Genomic DNA, 17,314 nt, shown 5'->3' with positions numbered 1-17,314 from the left:
TCGCAGGTCAAAACTTCCTTTGTCATTCCGGCGGAGGCCGGAATCTCGACGGCGGGACCCCGGCCTTCGCCGGGGTGACGGGATGTAGCTAAGCCCCGGCCTCCTCATCCTGCCGCGCCAGCCATTCCTCGAGCCACTTGATCGTATAGTCGCCGTGGATGACGTCGGGGTCGGCGAGCAAGGCCTGATGGAGCGGGATGTTCGTCTTGACCCCGCCGATCACCATTTCCTCGAGCGCGCGGCGCATCCGCATCATGCAGCTTTCGCGGCTGCGGCCATAGACGATCAGCTTGCCGATCATGCTGTCGTAATAGGGCGGGATCGAATAGCCGGCGTAGAGCCCGCTATCGACGCGGACGTGCATGCCGCCCGCGGCGTGATAGCTCGTCACCTTGCCCGGCGAGGGCAGGAAGCTGCGCGGATCCTCGGCATTGATGCGGCATTCGATCGAATGGCCGCGAAATTCGAGGTCTTCCTGTTTGACCGAAAGCCCCGCGCCGCCCGCGATGCGGATCTGTTCGCGAACGAGGTCGAAACCGGTGATCATCTCGGTCACCGGATGTTCGACCTGGATGCGGGTGTTCATCTCGATGAAGAAGAATTCGCCATTTTCCCACAGGAATTCGATCGTGCCGGCGCCGCGATAGCCCATCGCCGCCATCGCGTCGGCGCAGACCTTGCCCATGCGCGCGCGTTCGTCGGCCGAGATGATCGGCGAAGGCGCTTCTTCGAGCACCTTCTGGTGCCGCCGCTGGAGCGAGCAGTCGCGCTCGCCCAAATGGATCGCGTTGCCGTTGCCGTCGCCGAACACCTGAAATTCGATGTGGCGCGGGTTGCCGAGATATTTTTCCATGTAAACGGTCGGGTCGCCGAAGGCGGCCGCCGCTTCGGAGGAAGCCTGTCCCATCAGGCTTTCGAGGCTGTCCTCGTCGGGGACGACCTTCATGCCGCGCCCGCCGCCGCCCGAGGCGGCCTTGATCAGCACCGGATAGCCGATTTCCTTGGCGAGCTTTTTGGTTTCCTCGCTGAAGGTGACGGCACCGGGAGAGCCCGGAACGACCGGAAGGCCGAGTGCCACCGCGGTACGCTTCGCCTCGACCTTGTCGCCCATCGTGCGGATATGCTCGGGCTTCGGCCCGACGAAGACCATATTATGCGCTTCGATGATCTCGGCGAAACGCTCGTTTTCCGACAGGAAGCCGTAACCCGGGTGGATCGCGTCGGCGCCGGTGATTTCGGCCGCCGCGATGATCGCGGGAATGTTGAGATAGCTGTCCTTTGCCGCGGGCGGGCCGATGCACACCGCCTCGTCGGCGAGGCGGACGTGCATCGCGTCGGTGTCGGCGGTCGAATGGACCGCGACCGTCTTGATGCCCATTTCGTGGCACGCACGATGGATGCGCAGCGCGATCTCGCCGCGGTTGGCGATCAGGAGTTTCTCGATAGCCATAGGATGGATCAGCCGATGGTGAACAGCGGCTGGTCGAACTCGACCGGCTGGCTGTTCTCGACATGCACGGCCTTGAGCGTGCCCGACGCGGTCGCGGTGATCGGGTTCATGACCTTCATCGCTTCGATGATCAGGATCGGGTCGCCGGGCTTCACCGCCGAGCCGACGGCCGCGAAATTGGGCGCGCCGGGTTCGGGCGCGAGATAGACGGTGCCGACCATCGGCGACTTCACCGCGTCGGCGAAATTGTCGGCGGCGGGGGCCGCCGCCGCAGGGGCGGCGGCCGGAGCGGCGGGGGCTGCGGCGGGCGCGGCCACCGGCGCCGGCGCGAAGGCGACGGGTGCGGCGGCGGCGGTCAGCGTGCGCGCGACGCGCACCTTGCGGTCGCCGTCCTCGACCTCGATTTCGCTCAGCTGCGTGTCGTCGAGCAGCTCGGCGAGCGCGCGAACGAACGCCGGATCGATGTTGATGCCATTGTCTTTATGGTCACCCATGAGAATTTTTCCTGCTGTTGCGGCGCTGTCGTTGCAAACGCCCGGACCCCGATTTTTGATGCGCCCTATTGTCAGAGACGCGCGGCGGCGTCCAGCGCCAGCGTATAGCTGTTCGCGCCATGCCCTGCAAAATGCTGGGCCGCCGCCATGCCGACATAGCTGATGTGGCGAAACGTCTCGCGCTGCATCGGGTCCGACAGATGGACCTCGATCACCGGCACCTTGATCGACTTGATCGCGTCGTGGATCGCGATCGAGGTATGCGTATAGCCCCCCGCGTTGAGCAGCACCGCCTTGGCGCCAGCGATATAGGCTTCGTGCAGCCAGTCGATCAGCACGCCCTCATGGTTCGTCTGGCGGCATTCGAGCCTGATCCCTAGCCCCTCCGCCTGCGCCTCCAGCCGCGCGTGAATGTCGTTGAGCGTGTCATGGCCATAGATTTCGGGCTCGCGCGTGCCGAGCAGGTTGAGATTGGGGCCGGAGAGGACAAAGACGGTCGGAAGTTCAGCCAAGGCACGGCCTTTCGGTTGCGGCGTTGCGGGCTCCCCCTATATGGGCTGCTCGGCAAAAGGCAAAGCGAGGCGAATTGACGTGATTTCGGTCATTCTCAACGGCGAACCCCGGCAGGTGCGCGAAGGCAGCATCGCCGACCTCGTCGCGTCGCTCGGCCTCGACGTCAAGAAGGTCGCGGTCGAGCGCAACCGCGACATCGTCCCGCGCTCGACGCTCGCCGACGTCGCGCTCGCCGAGGGCGATGCGCTCGAAATCGTTCATTTCGTAGGAGGCGGTTGAGTTGTCAGCGGATCAGTGGAGCGTCGCCGGCCGGACATTTACGTCGCGGCTGATCGTCGGCACCGGCAAATACAAGGATTTCGAACAGAACGCCGCCGCCCTCGAAGCGTCGGGGGCGGAGATCGTCACCGTCGCGGTGCGCCGCGTCAATGTGTCCGATCCGACGGCGCCGATGCTCACCGACTATATTGATCCCAAGAAGGTCACTTACCTCCCCAACACCGCGGGCTGTTTCAACGCCGACGAAGCGATCCGCACCTTGCGCCTCGCGCGCGAGGCGGGAGGCTGGGATCTGGTGAAGCTCGAGGTGCTCGGCGAGGCGAAGACGCTCTATCCCAATATGCGCGAAACGCTCGAGGCGACCGAGGTGCTCGCGAAGGAGGGCTTCCTGCCCATGGTTTACTGCGTCGACGATCCGATCGCCGCGAAGCAGCTTGAGGATGCGGGCGCGGTCGCGATCATGCCCTTGGGCGCACCGATCGGGTCGGGGCTCGGCATCCAGAACCGCGTGACGATCCGCCTGATCGTCGAGGGCGCCTCGGTGCCCGTGCTCGTCGATGCCGGCGTCGGCACCGCGAGCGACGCCGCGGTCGCGATGGAGCTCGGTTGCGACGGGGTGCTGATGAACACCGCGATCGCCGAGGCGAAGGACCCGATTCTTATGGCGCGCGCGATGAAGCGCGCGGTCGAGGCGGGACGCGACGCCTATCTGGCGGGGCGCATGGGACTTCGCAAATATGCCGATCCGTCGAGCCCGCTCGCGGGGTTGATCTAGGCCCCGCTTCCAACAAGCTTGAGCGCTTCCCCCGTCGCTGGCATATCGGCACAGGCACCGGGTCGCACGGCGCCGATATAAAATGGGGGAACTGCCATGGACAAGTTTTTCGGAAATCTGCACGCCGTGCTCGGCACGGGCCTGGTGCTCGCAATTATCCTGATGCTGTGCCTCAACGGCCAGAATTTCGAGGACGGCGTCGCCGCGGGCAACGCGATCATGCGCTGGCTGCACACCTTCTTCGGCGTGCTGTGGATCGGGCTGCTTTACTATTTCAACTTCGTCCAGATGCCGACGATGCCCAAGATTCCGGCCGAGCTGAAACCCGCCGTCGGCAAGCATATCGCGCCCGCCGCGCTCTTCTGGTTCCGCTGGGCGGCACTGCTGACCGTCTTGCTGGGGATCGGCATCGCGGGGCACGCCAAATATCTGGCGCCCGCGCTGGGACTGCAGGAACCTTACCGGCTGATCGGCGTCGGCATGTGGCTGGGGCTGATCATGGCGTTCAACGTCTGGTTCCTGATCTGGCCGAACCAGAAAAAGGCGCTGGGGATCGTCGAGGCCGACGACGCGGCCAAGGCCAAGGCCGCGCGGACCGCGATGATCTTTTCGCGGACCAACACCTTGCTGTCGATCCCGATGCTCTATGCGATGGTGAATTTCAGCTAAGCCAACATCCTCCCTGTGGCGAAGCCATGGGGAGGTGGCGGCGGCGTAGCCGCTGACGGAGGGGCGATAGCGCAGCGTTGCCGCCCCTCCACCACCGCCTGCGGCGGCGGTCCCCCTCCCCATGCCCTTCGGGCACAGGGAGGATTTGCTCATCCCTCCACCGCCGCCTTGTGCATGCGGCCGTTCATCACATAATGCGCGACGCCGAGCTGCATGCCCGCCGCCTGCGCATCGCCGATTTCGCGCACGCGCCGCGCGGGCGATCCGGCCCAGAGTTCGCGGTCGGGAATTTCCTTATTCTCGGTCAGCAGCGCGCCCGCGGCGAGCATCGCGTCGCTGCCGATGCGGCAGCCGTTCATCACCGTCGCTTTCAGGCCGACGAAGGCCCGATCCGCCAGCGTGCAGCCGTGCACCATCGCGAGATGGCCGATCAGCACATCTTCGCCGATGATCGTCGGAAAGCCTTCGGGGTGATGCGGCATCGGGCCGTCGCAATGGACGACGCTGCCGTCCTGGATGTTCGATCGCGCACCGACGACGATATGGCTGACGTCGGCGCGCAGCACGCAATTATACCAGATGCTGACGTCGGGCCCGATCGTCACGTCGCCGATGATCCGGCAGCCGGGCGCGATGAAGGCGCTGGGGTCGATCCGCGGCGTCTTGCCATTGACGCTGATGATGCTGACGTCCTGATATGTCATTCGTCGCGGCCTCCGATGATATTCTTCCAGATGAGGACCGGCAGCGTCGAGGCATAATCGTCGGTCCAGCGGGTGAAACCGGGGCGCGCCTCGAGCGGAACCCACGCCCCATCGTCGTAGCTATCCTTGCGCGGCCGGATGCCGCCGGTCAATTGCCGCATCCGGTCCGGCGTCGCGGTCAGCGCGACCCAGTTCGACCCCGTCAGATCGCCATATTCGTCGCCCGCCGGGCCGGGATCCATGCGGATCGCCGCGGTCCAGCCGCGCGCCTTCGCCTCCGCCGCGAGCACGGGTTCGAGCCCGAAGAAGCGGTTCGAGATATGGATGAGCAGGATGCCGCCGGGTTTCAGCGCGCGCGCATAGATGCCGATCGCTTCCTTCGTCAGCAGATGGAGCGGGATCGCGTCCGACGAAAAGGCGTCGATGACGATGATGTCGAAGTGGCCCGAGGGTTGCTCGGCGATCCGGAGCCGCGCATCGCCGATGACGATCGGCGTGTCGGGCGCGCAGTCGGAAAGGAAAGTGAATTTGGCGGGATCGCGCGCGATGTCGACCATCACCGGATCGATCTCGAAAATCGTCCAGTCCTGCCCCGGCTTCCGATAACAAGCGAGCGTCCCTGCGCCGAGCCCGACGATGCCGACCGACGCGTTCGGACCCGCGAGCGCCTCGGCCCTGCCCAATGTCAGCCCGACCCCCGACTGCGGCCCATAATAGGTCGTCGGGTCGCGCCGGTGTTCGGCGTCGGTGCGCTGGAGCCCGTGGAGCGTCGTGCCGTGCGCGAGGCGGCGCTGGTTCGTTTCGGGATAGTCGGTGACCGTATAGACGCCGAAATAGCTGCGCACGCGCGCGTCGGTGAAGCTTTCCTGGATCGTGTCCCAGCCGCCCACACCGATCATCAGCAGCGCGAGCGCCGACACGAAGGCCCAGCGCCAGCCGATCACGAGCATGCCGATGACGAAGATCGCGACGCCCCACACGGTCACGGCCTGGTCGAGCCGCCCGGTCCAGTCTTCGACCATGTGCCACGCGGCAAAGGCGGCGATCGCGACGAGCAGCACCACCAGCGCCCGCGCGGCCTTGTCCTCGAGTCCCAGCCATTTGTCCCACGGGAGAAGCGCAGGGAGCGGGATCAGCATCGCCGCAGCGAGAATCAGCAGCGGATGCTCGTACACCCAGTCGAAGATCAGCGGCGCGAACAGCGCGGCGAACAGCCCGCCGATGACGCCGCCCGCCGACATGATCAGATAGAAAAGCGTCAGGTGCCGCGCGCCCGGGCGGAGGTGATAGAGATAGCCGTGGAGCGCGACCGCGACGGTGAAGAGCATCGCGAGGCTGGCGAGCGCGACCATCATCGACCCGCCGCCTGAGCTCAGCAGCCCGAGCCCGCCGACCGCGAGCAGCACCACCGGCGCGAGCAAAGTGATGATCTGCGTCAGACGCGTGAACGTCGAAAAGGCGATGACGAAGCTCAGAAGATAGAGGCCGAGCGGCAGCACCCATAGCAAGGGCATCGCGACGATGTCGGTGGTGAGATGCGTCGTCGTCGACAGCATCAGCCCCGACGGGACCGCGGCGATCAGCAGCCAGTGGACCTGCCGCCGCAGCGTCGGGCGCGGTTCGTCGGTGACGGCGGCGTGCGCCTCAATCCCAGCGTGCCGGCGCGCCGCCGCCGCGCCCGCGACGAGCAGGACGAGCAGCACATAGCCCGCGGTCCAGCCCCAGCTTTGCGCGGCGAGCGGCATCGCGGGTTCGACGAGCGCCGGATAGCTGATCAGGCCCGCAAAGCTGCCGAGGTTCGACGCGGCGTAGAGATAATAGGGGTCGCCGGCGCGGGGATCGGCGGCGAACCAGCGTTGCATCAACGGCGCCTGCGCCGACACGACGAAGAAAACGGGGCCGATCGACGCAAGCAGGAGCAAGGGCACCCACAGCGCCTCCTGCCCCGGGCCGGGCGATGCGAGCTGCGCGATACCGATCGGGAGCCAGAGCGCGGCGACGAGAAAAAGCGCAAGATGGATGATCGCCTGCCGCCGCACGGTAAAGCGGCCGAGCCAGTGCGCATAGGCGTAGCCGCCGAGCAGCAGTGCCTGATAGACGAGCATCGCGCTGTTCCACACCGCGGGCGCGCCGCCGAGCTTGGGCAGCACCATCCGCGCGACCATCGGCTGGACGAGGAAGAGGAGAAAGCTGCCGACGAGGATCGTCAGCACGAACAGCCAGCGGCGCGGCGACAGCGAAGATGTCATGCGGTTTTCCATGTCGAGCGCGGCAACGAATAGGTGACGTGCGGCCGCAAGCGGTCGCCTTCGGCCAGTTTGGGATGATCGAAGTCGAGGTCGGCGCGATAGTGCATGCCGAGCCGTTCCATCACCGCGCGGCTGCGGACATTGCCCCGCCATGTAATCGCCCGGATTTCATCGTCGGGCAGATTGGCGAAGCTCCACGCCGCCGCACCGCGGGCCGCCTCGCTCGCGAAACCCGCGCCCCAGCAATCGCGCGCGAGCCGCCAGCCGATCTCGACCTTGTCCGCCACCGGACCCGTGTCGCCGCGGATCACGCCGCACCAGCCGATCAGCCGCGCATCTTCGCGGCGCTCGAGCGCCCAGAAGCAATGACCATGCGCGGCTTCATGCTCGCGCATCCATGCGATCCGCGCCGCGGTGGCATCGATATCGAGCGGCGGGCCGAGCGTCGCCATGACCTCGGGATCGCTGCATATCCGCTGGAAAGGCACGATGTCTTCGTCGCGCCAACTGCGCATCCGCAGCCGGCCGGTGTCGATCGCGATCCCGGTCATGCACGCCCATCCCACGCTTCGCGCGCGATGCGCCACACGGTGGTCGGATTGTCCTCGACCGGATAATCGGGATCGAAATAATCGAGCGCGGGGAGGCGCTCGAAGCCCAGCCGCAGCATCATGCGGGTCGATCCGATATTCGAATCACTGGTTTGCCCAAAAATGGCCGCACAATGAGAAGCCGCGAAGCCATAGCCCAGCGCCGCGCGCGCCGCCTCGGTCGCATAACCCTGCCCCCACGCCCGTTCGGCGAGCGTCCAGCCGATCTCGCTCGCGCCGCGCAGAGCTTCGGGCGCGGCTTCGCTATGCACATGAAACAGGCCGCAGCGACCTATGCGGCGGTCGTCGTCGCGCCGCCATATTGTCCATCGCCGATGCCCGGCCGCTTCTGCGAAAGCTGCGATATCGGCAGCAAGGCCGTCGGCGACCTCCGCATCGCTCCGCATTCCGCCGAGGTGGCGCATCACCGCTTCGCTATTCATCTCGGCGCGTATCCACGGCAAGTCCTCCGCGCTCGGAGGACGCAGCACCAGCCGTTCGGTCTCGATCATGCACCAAGCAGTCTCGCGGCATGGAGCGCGTGATAGCTGAGTACGCCCGAGGCGCCGGCACGGCGGAAGGCGAGCAGGGTTTCGAGGACGAGCGCATCGCGGTCGCCCGCGCCGGCAGCCGCCGACGCCTCGATCATCGCATATTCGCCCGACACCTGATAGGCGTAGACGGGCACCGCGAAATTGTCCTTCACCGCGCGTATGATGTCGAGATAGGGCAGCCCGGGCTTGACCATCACGCTGTCGGCGCCCTCGGCCAGGTCCTGCGCGACCTCGCGCAGCGCTTCCTCGCTGTTCGCGGGGTCCATCTGGTACGTCTTCTTGTCGCCCTTCAAGAGCCCGCGCGAGCCGACCGCGTCGCGGAACGGGCCATAAAAGGCCGAGGCATATTTGGCGGCATAGCTCATGATCTGGACATGGCCGAAGCCTTCGGCCTCGAGCGCCTGCCGGACCCTGCCGATACGGCCGTCCATCATGTCGCTGGGCGCGATGATGTCGGCGCCCGCGCGCGCCTGATTGAGCGCCTGCCCGACGAGCACCTCGACCGTTTCGTCGTTGAGGACATAGCCCGCGCCGTCGATCAGCCCGTCCTGCCCGTGGCTGGTATAGGGATCGAGCGCGACGTCGGTGAGGACCCCGATCTCGTCGCCGAGCGCCTGCTTGATCGCGGCGGTGGCGCGGCACATGAGGTTATCGGGATTGAGCGCCTCGCCGCCATCCGCGCTGCGCCGCTCGGCCTGCGTATAGGGGAAGAGCGCGAGGCACGGGATGCCCGCCGCGACCGCCTCCTTCGCGCGCTCGACGAGCAGGTCGACCGACCAGCGCGACACGCCGGGCAGGCTCGCGACCGGTTCCTCGCGGTCCGATCCGTCGCAGACGAAGAGCGGCCAGATGAGGTTCGCGGGCGAAAGATGCGTTTCGCGCACCATCGCGCGGCTCCAGCCGGTGCGGCGGGTGCGGCGGAGGCGCAGGTCGGGGAAAGCGGCGTGGGTCATGCGGCGTGCATAGCGGCGCGCGGGCGTGGGGCAAATGGATAATGGAGCGCAAACCTCCCCTCCCGCTTGCGGGAGGGAGGGGCTTATATCCCGTCGCCCGCCCGCTTCGACGCCACATCGGCGAGGCTGCCGAGCTGCGGTCCCTCGACCTGCTTCGGCGCGATCGGGGTGAGTGCGGCGCCCGGGGCGACCGAGGTCAGTTCGCGGATGCGCGCACGGAAGGCGGCGAGCGCCTTGCCCTCGAGCAGCGCGCGGGTGACGAAGGTCACCGACGACGGGTTGACCGCGCGGCCGTTGCGATACAGCTCGTAATGGAGATGCGGGCCGGTCGACAGGCCGGTCGAGCCGATATAGCCGATCACCTGCCCGCGCTTGACGCGCTGGCCCGACCGTACCGCGATCCGGCTCATATGCCCGTAACCGGTGCCGAGCCCCTTGCCGTGATTGAGCTTCACATAATTGCCGAAACCGCCGTGGCGCCCGGCGATCGTCACGACGCCGTCGGTCACCGCATAGATCGGCGCGCCATAGCCGCCGCCGAAATCCATGCCGCTGTGCATGCGCTTGTAACCGAGGATCGGGTGGCGCCGCATCCCGAAATTCGAAGTGACGCGGCCGCGCGTCGGCCGCGTCATGCCGCCGCGCTGTTCGCCGACGCCCGACGCCTCGAACCATTGGGAGCGGCCGTCGGCATTCCATTCGAGCATCGAAAGTTTGGGTTTCCCGCCGCGAATGAGCCCGGCGTAGAGCAGCTTGCCCGTCTCGCTTTCGCCCGTTTCGGCGCGGCGATAGTCGACGATGATGTCGAACTCGTCGCTGCTGCGAATATCGCGGCTGACCGAAATCTGGCGGCCGATGACGCGCAGATAGGACTGGATCGCCTCCGGCGGCGCACCCGCGGCGCGCGCCGAGCGGTAGAGGCTGTCGCCGACTTTGCCGCGGATACGCAGCGGCGTCGCATCGACCGCGATCGGGATACGCCGCATCACGAGCTGGCCGCCGACGCGCTCCATTTCGATGCGCAGGTCGAAACGCGCGCGCATCGCGAGCGCTTCGACCGGGCGCGGCATGGTACGCGCGGCGCGGCGGCCGAGGATCAGGTCGATGCGCGTGCCCGGCGCGATGTCGGCCAGCGGAACCGCGCCCGACACGCGGTTTGCCAGCGCCTGCGCCTCGCTGCTCCCGACGCCCGAGCGTTCGAGCAGGCGCGCGAAGCTGTCGCCGCGCCCCAGGGTGGCGGTGAGTTCGATCTGCGGCCGTTCGGGGGTCTGAGTGAGCGGGCGGACGGCGTCGGTCGCCGCCATGTGGCGGCCGGTGTCGCCGCCGAAGGCCAGCGGCACGATCATCTGGCCGCGCGCTTCGTTGAAATCGGCGGCGTCGAGCGCGGGCGCGCCGACCGCGAGCGGCTGGACGCCCGGGAAGGTCGCGATCGCGGTGCCGCAAAGCAGGGTTAACGTCGCGAGCCCGCGCCACCATTCGGCCGATCCGATGTTGCTGCCAAGGTCGGGGACAAGGTCGAGTTGCGCCAGCCGGTCGCGCCAGCCGAGCTGCGGCTGCGCGCCGGAATCGGCCCGCCGCAGCGGGATCGCTTGCGACATCGTGAGCGCCGCCGCGTTGCCGGACATCCCCGCGATGGGTTCGTGACGCTGAAACAAAGTGCAACCCCCGCTCGGCGGACCTCCCCATAGCCGGCCGCCGAATGATGTTTTCGAGGGCTTGTCTGTAAAGAAAGACCGTTAAAGTCAATTTAATGGCGGATTTGCGCCGGTGCATTGCGGCGAGGCGTGGCGGGGCCGGGATATTTTGCGGGCGCTGCGGGAAAAATCGGCCGCCGCCCCGCTATTCGACGATCGGCTGTTGCGCGCGACCCGCGCCCATGCCAGCTTGGCTTCCAAGAAAATGACCTCTTCCTCTTCCCAGCCGGTCAAGGCTGTCCTTGGCCCCACCAACACCGGCAAAACCCATTTGGCGGTCGAGCGCCTGACCGCCCATTCGAGCGGCATGATCGGCTTTCCGCTGCGTCTGCTCGCGCGCGAGGTTTACGACCGCGTCGTGGCGATCAAGGGCGCGGCGCAGGTCGGCCTGATCACCGGCGAGGAGCGCATCCTGCCGCCCGACGCGCGCTATCTGCTCGGCACGATGGAAGCACTGCCGGTGACGCGCGACGTCGCCTTCGTCGGCATCGACGAGGCGCAGCTCGGCGCCGATCCCGAACGCGGCCATGTCTTCACCGACCGGATGCTGCGCGCGCGCGGGCGCGAGGAAACGATGATCCTCGGCTCGGCGAGCATCAAGGGGCTGGTCAAGGGACTGGTGCCCGAAGCCGAGATCATCACGCGTCCGCGTTTCTCGACGCTGAGCTATGCCGGATCGTCGAAGCTGTCGCGCCTGCCCAAACGCTCGGCGGTCGTCGCCTTCTCGGCCGAGGAGGTTTACGCGATCGCCGAAATGCTACGCCGTTTCTCCGGCGGCGCCGCGGTGGTGATGGGCGCACTCAGCCCCAAGACGCGCAACGCCCAGGTCGCGATGTTCGAGGCGGGCGAGGTCGATTATCTGGTCGCCACCGACGCGATCGGCATGGGGCTGAACCTCGACGTCCAGCATGTCGCCTTTGCGAGCCTGCAGAAATTCGACGGACGGCGCCTGCGCCGCCTGACGATTTCGGAGATGGCGCAGATCGCCGGGCGCGCCGGGCGCCACCAGCAGGACGGCAGCTTCGGCACCGTCGGCTTGCCGCAAGGCGGCTTCACGCCCGAGGAAATTCACGCGATCGAGGGCCATCATTTCCCGCCGCTCGCCAGCCTGTTCTGGCGCAATCCGACGCCGCGCTTCGGCTCGCTCGACCAGCTTCTGGCCGATCTGGCGCAGCCGCCCAGCCAGCCGATGCTGCGCGCCGCGCCCGAGGCGGTCGACATCGCGGTGCTGAGGCATCTGGCGGGCGACATGGAGGTGCGCGCGCGCGGTGGCGATTTCGATGCCGTCGAACGACTGTGGGACGTGTGCGGCCTGCCCGATTTCGAGCAATTGGGCGCCGAGCACCACAGCCGCACCGTGTTCAAGCTGTGGCAATGGCGCACGAGCGGCGACGGGATGATCGATCCCGACTGGTTCGCGCGGCGCCTCGCCCGGCTGGACGATGTCGAGGGCGACATCGACCAGCTCGCGAGCCGTATCGCTGCCGTCCGCACGCTCTGTTTCATCGCGCAGCGCGGCGACTGGATCGCCGGCGCCGCGGGCTGGACCGAGCAGGCGCAGGCGCTCGAATCGCGATTGTCCGACGCGCTCCACGATGCGCTCGCGCAGCGCTTCGTCGACCGGCGGCTCGCGCTGCTGCTGCGCGACGCGGGACAGCGCGGTACCGCGCTGCCGGTCGCGGTCGGCGCCGACGGGACCGTCGCGGTCGACGGCGAGGCGATCGGCACGCTCAAAGGGTTTCAGTTCAAGGTCGACCCGGTCGCCAAGGCGAGCGACCACCGGTTGCTGCTCGCGGCGGCCGAAAAGCATCTGCGCGCCGAGCTGGCGCGCCGCGCGACCGCGCTCGCCGAGGGCGACGACGCCGCGCTGTCGCTGGTCGCCGAGCCCGGCACCGCGCCGCGCCTCGCCTGGCACGGCCATGTCGTCGCGACATTGACGCGCGGCCCGACGCTCGTTCAGCCCGCGATCCAGATCGACCCCTCGCTCCGCCGCCTCGAGCCGAGCCAGGTGCAGGCGATCGCCGAGCGGCTCCAACGCTTCGTCGCGGCGCAGCTCGCGCGCCACGCCGGCCCGCTCGCCGCGATGGGCGAGGCCGCGGGGGACCTGTTCACCCCGCCGCGCGTCCGCGCGCTGCTCGCCGCGCTCACCGACAACAGCGGCACAATCGGCCGCGCGGCGGTCGAAGAGCAGCTGAACGCGCTGACGGCGGACGAGCGACCGCAGCTGCGCAAGCTCGGCTTCACCATCGGCTCGCTCGACATCTTCCATCCGCTCCTGCTCAAGCCCGAGGCGGTGCGCTGGCGCGCCGCGCTGACTGCCGCGCAGCAAGGGGCCCCCGTGCCCGCGCTGCCCCCGCACGGCGCGGTGCTGCAAAAGACGGGCAGTCAGGCGGGCCTCGCCATCGCGGGTTTCCGCCGCTGCGCATCTGGCTGGCTGCGCATCGACATGGCCGAAAAGCTGGCACGGCAGGCCCACGCCGCGCGCATGCAGGCGGCCGCCCCGCCGACTTCGCCGGTCGCGGGCGGCGCCGAGCATCATCACGACGATCATGGCGAAGAGGAAGTCCACAGCGCCGCGCCGCCGGGCTTCGTGATCGACCCCGCGCTCGCGACCTCGCTCGGGCTCGACGAGGAAACGCGCCGCGCGCTGCTCGGCAGCTTCGGCTTCCGCGGCGTCGGCGACCCGGCGCTGCAGCGCTGGCGCTGGTCGGGGCTGCGCAAGGCCGCCGACAAGCGCCCGCGCCGCAAGAAGGACCGCAAGGGAAGCGACAGCGCACCGCGCGCCGCCGCCAATGGCGCCGCGCGCCGCCCCCCCGCCGATCAGGCAAAGGGCAAGCGCGGCAAGCCGGGCAAGCCCCGCCCCGACACCGGCCGGCCGCCGCGCCCGGATCGCCCCGACCGATCGCCGCGCCGCGGTCCGTCGCCGAACAGCCCGTTCGCGGGCCTTGCCGCGCTGCTCGCCGACGCACGCAAGGACTGACGCGCGGATGGCGAGTCCCGGCGCGGCAGGAAGCATCCGGCTCGACAAGCTGCTGTGGTTCCTGCGTTTCGCGCGCTCGCGCAGCATCGCGCAGGCGATGGTCGAAACGGGGCATATCCGGCTCGACGGGCGGCGCGTCACGCGATCATCCTCTGCGGTCCACGCCGGGGCGACACTGGTGCTGCCGGTCGGCGAGCGCATCGAGGTGATCCGCCTTCTGACCCTGCCCTTGCGTCGCGGCCCGGCGCCCGAGGCGCAGTCCTGCTATGTCCGGCTCGACTCGCCGGACCCCGCCCCCTCCAGCTGAACTATCGGCGGGTGAGGAAAAGCTGTCGCCCGGAACCGCATGATTTTCCCTATCGAGTGAGAGTGATTCGCAACTGTCGCTTTGCGTTGACGCGTAACATTCGCGCGGCTTAGAGGCAGGGGCATTCATTGTCCGGACGGCAAGGGTGCCGCCGACCAAGGGAGCGAATACCCATGACCTATGTCGTCACCGATGCCTGCGTCCGGTGCAAATATATGGACTGCGTCGAGGTGTGCCCCGTCGACTGTTTCTATGAGGGCGAGAATATGCTCGTCATCAACCCGAACGAGTGCATCGACTGCGGCGTGTGCGAACCCGAATGCCCCGCCGAGGCGATCCTGCCCGACACCGAGAGCGGCCTCGAAAAATGGCTCGAGGTCAACAGCAAGTTCAGCGCCGAATGGCCGAACATCACGGTCAAGAAGGAAACCCCCGCCGACGCCGACGAGTATAAGGGCGTCGAGGACAAGTTCGACAAATTTTTCTCGCCCGAACCGGGCGAAGGCGACTGATCGCTTCGATACGAGACAATGGGGCGGGACTTTCCCGCCCCTTATTTTTTGGCGAGAGTGATCCTTAGGGTCAGGACCCTAATCCTCCCTGTGGCGAAGCCATGGGGAGGGGGACCGTTCGCGAAGCGAATGGTGGAGGGGCCAGCGACGTCGCGCCACAGCCCCTCCGTCAGCGGCTGCGCCGCTGCCACCTCCCCACGGCTTCGCCACAAGGAGGATCGATCCACCGCCACCCACCCACGCGACCATCGCCAACCGTCCCCCATGATTTGCCCTCTTGAAACACTCCGCCTTGCCGCCGATGTAGGTCACCGAAGGGGGAGCCCGCCGGTCCTCGGCGCGGCAATCCGGAAAATATAAGGACTCTATTCCATGATCGACCCGCTCGCCGCCCTTGTTCCCGTCGTCGTCGAGCAGACGAGCCGCGGCGAACGCAGCTTCGACATTTTCTCGCGTCTGCTGCGCGAACGGATCGTCTTCGTCACCGGCGAGGTCGAGGACAATATGGCCTCGCTGATCGTCGCCCAGCTGCTCTTCCTCGAATCGGAAAATCCGAAGAAGGACATTTATATGTACATCAACTCGCCGGGCGGCGTCGTCACGGCGGGCATGGCGATCCACGACACGATGCAATATATCCGCCCGCGCGTCGGCACCGTCTGCATCGGCCAGGCCGCGTCGATGGGCAGCTTCCTGCTCGCGGCGGGCGAGCCCGGGATGCGCGTCGCGCTGACCAACGCGCGCGTGATGGTCCACCAGCCGTCGGGCGGCGCGCGCGGCATGGCGTCGGACATCGAGATTCAGGCCAAGGAAATCCTGCGCATCAAGAAGCGGATGAACGACCTGTACGTCAAATATACCGGCAAGCCGCTGAAAGAGATCGAAAAGGCGATGGACCGCGACACCTTCCTCGAGGCCGACGAAGCGAAGGAATTCGGCATCGTCGATCATGTCTACGACCGCCGCCCGGGCCTGCCCGGCGACGACGCGCCGAAGGAAGTGAGCGAGGGTCCGACGCCCTGATTCGGTAGTGTTACGGCACCGGCCCGCTCCCCCTCCCAGCCTCCCGACATGGTATCCTATGGGAGGCTGGGAGGGGGAGCGGGCCGGTGCCGCCTGTGCCGACGAAAGGCCCTGGTAACCGCATTTGTTGACATCCGCTTGGCGCCTTGGCGCTAGGCGGAACATTGAACCCATGTCACCCAATTGCCATATTGTATTTGGGTGACCGGGGGCTAGGATAAGGACGGCCGCGCCCCTTTCGGGCCCGCCATAGGAAGATTTATGACGAAATTGAGTGGCTCGGACAGCAAGAGCACCCTCTATTGCTCCTTCTGCGGCAAGTCGCAGCACGAAGTCCGCAAGCTGATTGCCGGGCCGACCGTGTTCATCTGCGACGAATGCGTCGAGCTGTGCAACGACATCATCCGCGAAGAGATCAAGGGCGGCGTCGCCGCGCGCAAGGACGGCGCGGTGCCCACGCCGCTCGAAATCTGCCAGCATCTCGACGCCTATGTCATCGGCCAGAACACCGCCAAGCGCGTGCTGTCGGTCGCGGTGCACAATCACTACAAGCGCCTCGCGAACAGCGGCCGCGGCGACGATGTCGAACTGGCGAAGTCGAACATCCTGCTCGTCGGCCCGACCGGCAGCGGCAAAACCCTGCTCGCGCAGACGCTCGCGCGCTTCCTCGACGTGCCCTTCACCATGGCCGATGCGACGACGCTGACCGAGGCGGGCTATGTCGGTGAGGATGTCGAGAATATCATCCTCAAGCTGCTGCAGGCCAGCGACTATAATGTCGAAAAGGCGCAGCGCGGCATCGTCTATATCGACGAGATCGACAAGATCAGCCGCAAGGCCGAAAATCCGTCGATCACGCGCGACGTGTCGGGCGAGGGCGTGCAGCAGGCGCTCCTCAAGCTGATGGAAGGCACGACCGCGAGCGTTCCGCCGCAGGGCGGCCGCAAGCATCCGCAGCAGGAATTCCTGCAGGTCGACACGACGAACATATTGTTCATCGCGGGCGGCGCGTTCAGCGGGCTCGAAAAGATCATCGGCGACCGCCTGCAGGGCAAGTCGATCGGTTTCGGCGCGCATGTCGCCGGCCCCGACGAGCGCCGCAGCGGCGAAGTGCTGAAGCAGATCGAGCCCGAGGATCTGCTGAAGTTCGGCCTGATCCCCGAATTCGTCGGCCGCCTGCCCGTTATCGCGACGCTCGAAGATCTCGACGTCGACGCGCTGGTCAAGATATTGGGCGAGCCCAAGAATGCGCTGGTCAAACAATATAAGAAGCTGTTCGATCTCGAGGAAGTCGCGCTGACTTTCACCGACGACGCGCTCGTCGCGGTCGCCAAAAAGGCGATCGAACGCAAGACCGGCGCGCGCGGGCTGCGCTCGATCGTCGAGGCGATCCTGCTCGACACCATGTTCGACCTGCCCGACCTCACCGATGTGGTCGAGATCGTCGTCGACAAGGATGTCGTCGAAGGCCGCAAGGATCCCGTGCGCGTCTATGCCGACAAAACGAAGGAAGCGGCCGGCGACGCCGCCTGATCCGAGTCGCGCGCCTTTCGGCGCGCGACTTTATG

Annotated in this window: 18 protein-coding genes; 8 read left to right on the top strand and 10 right to left on the bottom strand. The window is 67.1% G+C overall.

Features of this window, described 5'->3' with window-relative positions; translation table 11 throughout:
• Nucleotides 1–88: 88 nt before the first annotated feature.
• From accC to FG95_RS07130, 3 genes are all read right to left on the bottom strand, one after another.
• Nucleotides 89–1,450: an acetyl-CoA carboxylase biotin carboxylase subunit gene (accC, locus tag FG95_RS07140; RefSeq protein ID WP_037554937.1), complete on the bottom strand. Its 1,362-nt coding sequence runs from the start codon at nucleotides 1,448–1,450 to the stop codon at nucleotides 89–91.
• Between the two features lie 8 nt (nucleotides 1,451–1,458).
• Nucleotides 1,459–1,944 carry an acetyl-CoA carboxylase biotin carboxyl carrier protein gene (accB, locus tag FG95_RS07135; RefSeq protein ID WP_037554936.1) on the bottom strand — a complete coding sequence of 162 codons (486 nt, stop codon included), beginning with the start codon at nucleotides 1,942–1,944 and terminating at the stop codon, nucleotides 1,459–1,461.
• A gap of 71 nt (nucleotides 1,945–2,015) precedes the next feature.
• Nucleotides 2,016–2,456, bottom strand: coding sequence for a type II 3-dehydroquinate dehydratase (locus FG95_RS07130; protein WP_037554935.1), 441 nt, complete (start codon nucleotides 2,454–2,456; stop codon nucleotides 2,016–2,018).
• A 79-nt stretch (nucleotides 2,457–2,535) separates the two neighbouring features.
• On the opposite strand from FG95_RS07130, the gene thiS reads away from it, so the two are divergent.
• The 3 genes from thiS (at nucleotide 2,536) to FG95_RS07115 (ending at nucleotide 4,180) form a co-directional block, all read left to right on the top strand.
• Nucleotides 2,536–2,736 carry a sulfur carrier protein ThiS gene (thiS, locus tag FG95_RS07125; RefSeq protein WP_037554934.1) on the top strand — a complete coding sequence of 67 codons (201 nt, stop codon included), beginning with the start codon at nucleotides 2,536–2,538 and terminating at the stop codon, nucleotides 2,734–2,736.
• Between the two features lies 1 nt (nucleotide 2,737).
• On the top strand, nucleotides 2,738–3,511 hold the full coding sequence (locus FG95_RS07120) for a bifunctional sulfur carrier protein/thiazole synthase protein (RefSeq protein ID WP_037554933.1): 774 nt from the start codon (nucleotides 2,738–2,740) through the stop codon (nucleotides 3,509–3,511).
• A gap of 96 nt (nucleotides 3,512–3,607) precedes the next feature.
• Nucleotides 3,608–4,180, top strand: coding sequence for a urate hydroxylase PuuD (locus tag FG95_RS07115; protein ID WP_037554932.1), 573 nt, complete (start codon nucleotides 3,608–3,610; stop codon nucleotides 4,178–4,180).
• 149 nt (nucleotides 4,181–4,329) lie between these two features.
• Here the strand turns inward: FG95_RS07115 and FG95_RS07110 are convergent, their stop codons facing one another.
• The 7 genes from FG95_RS07110 to FG95_RS20855 all read right to left on the bottom strand — a co-directional run bounded on the left by FG95_RS07110 (nucleotide 4,330) and on the right by FG95_RS20855 (nucleotide 11,158).
• Entirely contained in the window at nucleotides 4,330–4,884 is a 555-nt protein-coding gene (locus FG95_RS07110) for a gamma carbonic anhydrase family protein (RefSeq protein WP_037554931.1), read from the bottom strand.
• The gene (locus FG95_RS07105; protein ID WP_037554930.1) at nucleotides 4,881–7,133 is read right to left on the bottom strand and encodes a fused MFS/spermidine synthase; all 2,253 of its coding nucleotides are present in this window, start codon (nucleotides 7,131–7,133) and stop codon (nucleotides 4,881–4,883) included. The genes FG95_RS07110 and FG95_RS07105 overlap by 4 nt, the downstream gene beginning before the upstream one ends.
• Nucleotides 7,130–7,684 (bottom strand): GNAT family N-acetyltransferase, encoded by a 555-nt coding sequence (locus FG95_RS07100; RefSeq protein WP_037554929.1) that lies wholly within the window; start codon nucleotides 7,682–7,684, stop codon nucleotides 7,130–7,132. Before FG95_RS07100 ends, FG95_RS07105 begins: the two co-directional genes overlap by 4 nt.
• On the bottom strand, nucleotides 7,681–8,235 hold the full coding sequence (locus FG95_RS07095) for a GNAT family N-acetyltransferase (protein ID WP_037554928.1): 555 nt from the start codon (nucleotides 8,233–8,235) through the stop codon (nucleotides 7,681–7,683). Before FG95_RS07095 ends, FG95_RS07100 begins: the two co-directional genes overlap by 4 nt.
• Nucleotides 8,232–9,230 (bottom strand): porphobilinogen synthase, encoded by a 999-nt coding sequence (gene hemB / locus FG95_RS07090; protein ID WP_037554927.1) that lies wholly within the window; start codon nucleotides 9,228–9,230, stop codon nucleotides 8,232–8,234. The genes FG95_RS07095 and hemB overlap by 4 nt, the downstream gene beginning before the upstream one ends.
• 83 nt (nucleotides 9,231–9,313) lie before the next feature.
• A complete protein-coding gene (locus tag FG95_RS07085) occupies nucleotides 9,314–10,855 on the bottom strand; it encodes a M23 family metallopeptidase (protein ID WP_052182179.1) in 1,542 nt (513 codons plus the stop codon).
• A 117-nt stretch (nucleotides 10,856–10,972) separates the two neighbouring features.
• On the bottom strand, nucleotides 10,973–11,158 hold the full coding sequence (locus FG95_RS20855) for a hypothetical protein (protein ID WP_162473309.1): 186 nt from the start codon (nucleotides 11,156–11,158) through the stop codon (nucleotides 10,973–10,975).
• Here FG95_RS20855 and FG95_RS07080 point away from each other — a divergent pair.
• The 5 genes from FG95_RS07080 (at nucleotide 11,130) to clpX (ending at nucleotide 17,279) form a co-directional block, all read left to right on the top strand.
• Nucleotides 11,130–13,904, top strand: coding sequence for a helicase-related protein (locus FG95_RS07080; protein WP_037554977.1), 2,775 nt, complete (start codon nucleotides 11,130–11,132; stop codon nucleotides 13,902–13,904). The genes FG95_RS20855 and FG95_RS07080 overlap by 29 nt on opposite strands.
• Nucleotides 13,905–13,911: 7 nt before the next feature.
• A complete protein-coding gene (locus FG95_RS07075; RefSeq protein WP_037554925.1) occupies nucleotides 13,912–14,211 on the top strand; it encodes an RNA-binding S4 domain-containing protein in 300 nt (99 codons plus the stop codon).
• Nucleotides 14,212–14,384: 173 nt separating this feature from the next.
• Nucleotides 14,385–14,723, top strand: a complete 339-nt coding sequence (gene fdxA / locus FG95_RS07070; protein WP_037554924.1) for a ferredoxin FdxA — start codon at nucleotides 14,385–14,387, stop codon at nucleotides 14,721–14,723.
• A 372-nt stretch (nucleotides 14,724–15,095) separates the two neighbouring features.
• Entirely contained in the window at nucleotides 15,096–15,746 is a 651-nt protein-coding gene (gene clpP / locus FG95_RS07065; protein WP_037554923.1) for an ATP-dependent Clp endopeptidase proteolytic subunit ClpP, read from the top strand.
• Between the two features lie 261 nt (nucleotides 15,747–16,007).
• The gene (clpX, locus tag FG95_RS07060; RefSeq protein ID WP_037554922.1) at nucleotides 16,008–17,279 is read left to right on the top strand and encodes an ATP-dependent Clp protease ATP-binding subunit ClpX; all 1,272 of its coding nucleotides are present in this window, start codon (nucleotides 16,008–16,010) and stop codon (nucleotides 17,277–17,279) included.
• Nucleotides 17,280–17,314 lie beyond the last annotated feature (35 nt).

Source organism: Sphingopyxis sp. LC363, from assembly GCF_000756385.1.
GTDB lineage: Bacteria > Pseudomonadota > Alphaproteobacteria > Sphingomonadales > Sphingomonadaceae > Sphingopyxis.
The sequence above is the reverse complement of the archived record's forward strand: the minus strand, read 5'-3'. Positions and strand labels throughout refer to the sequence as shown.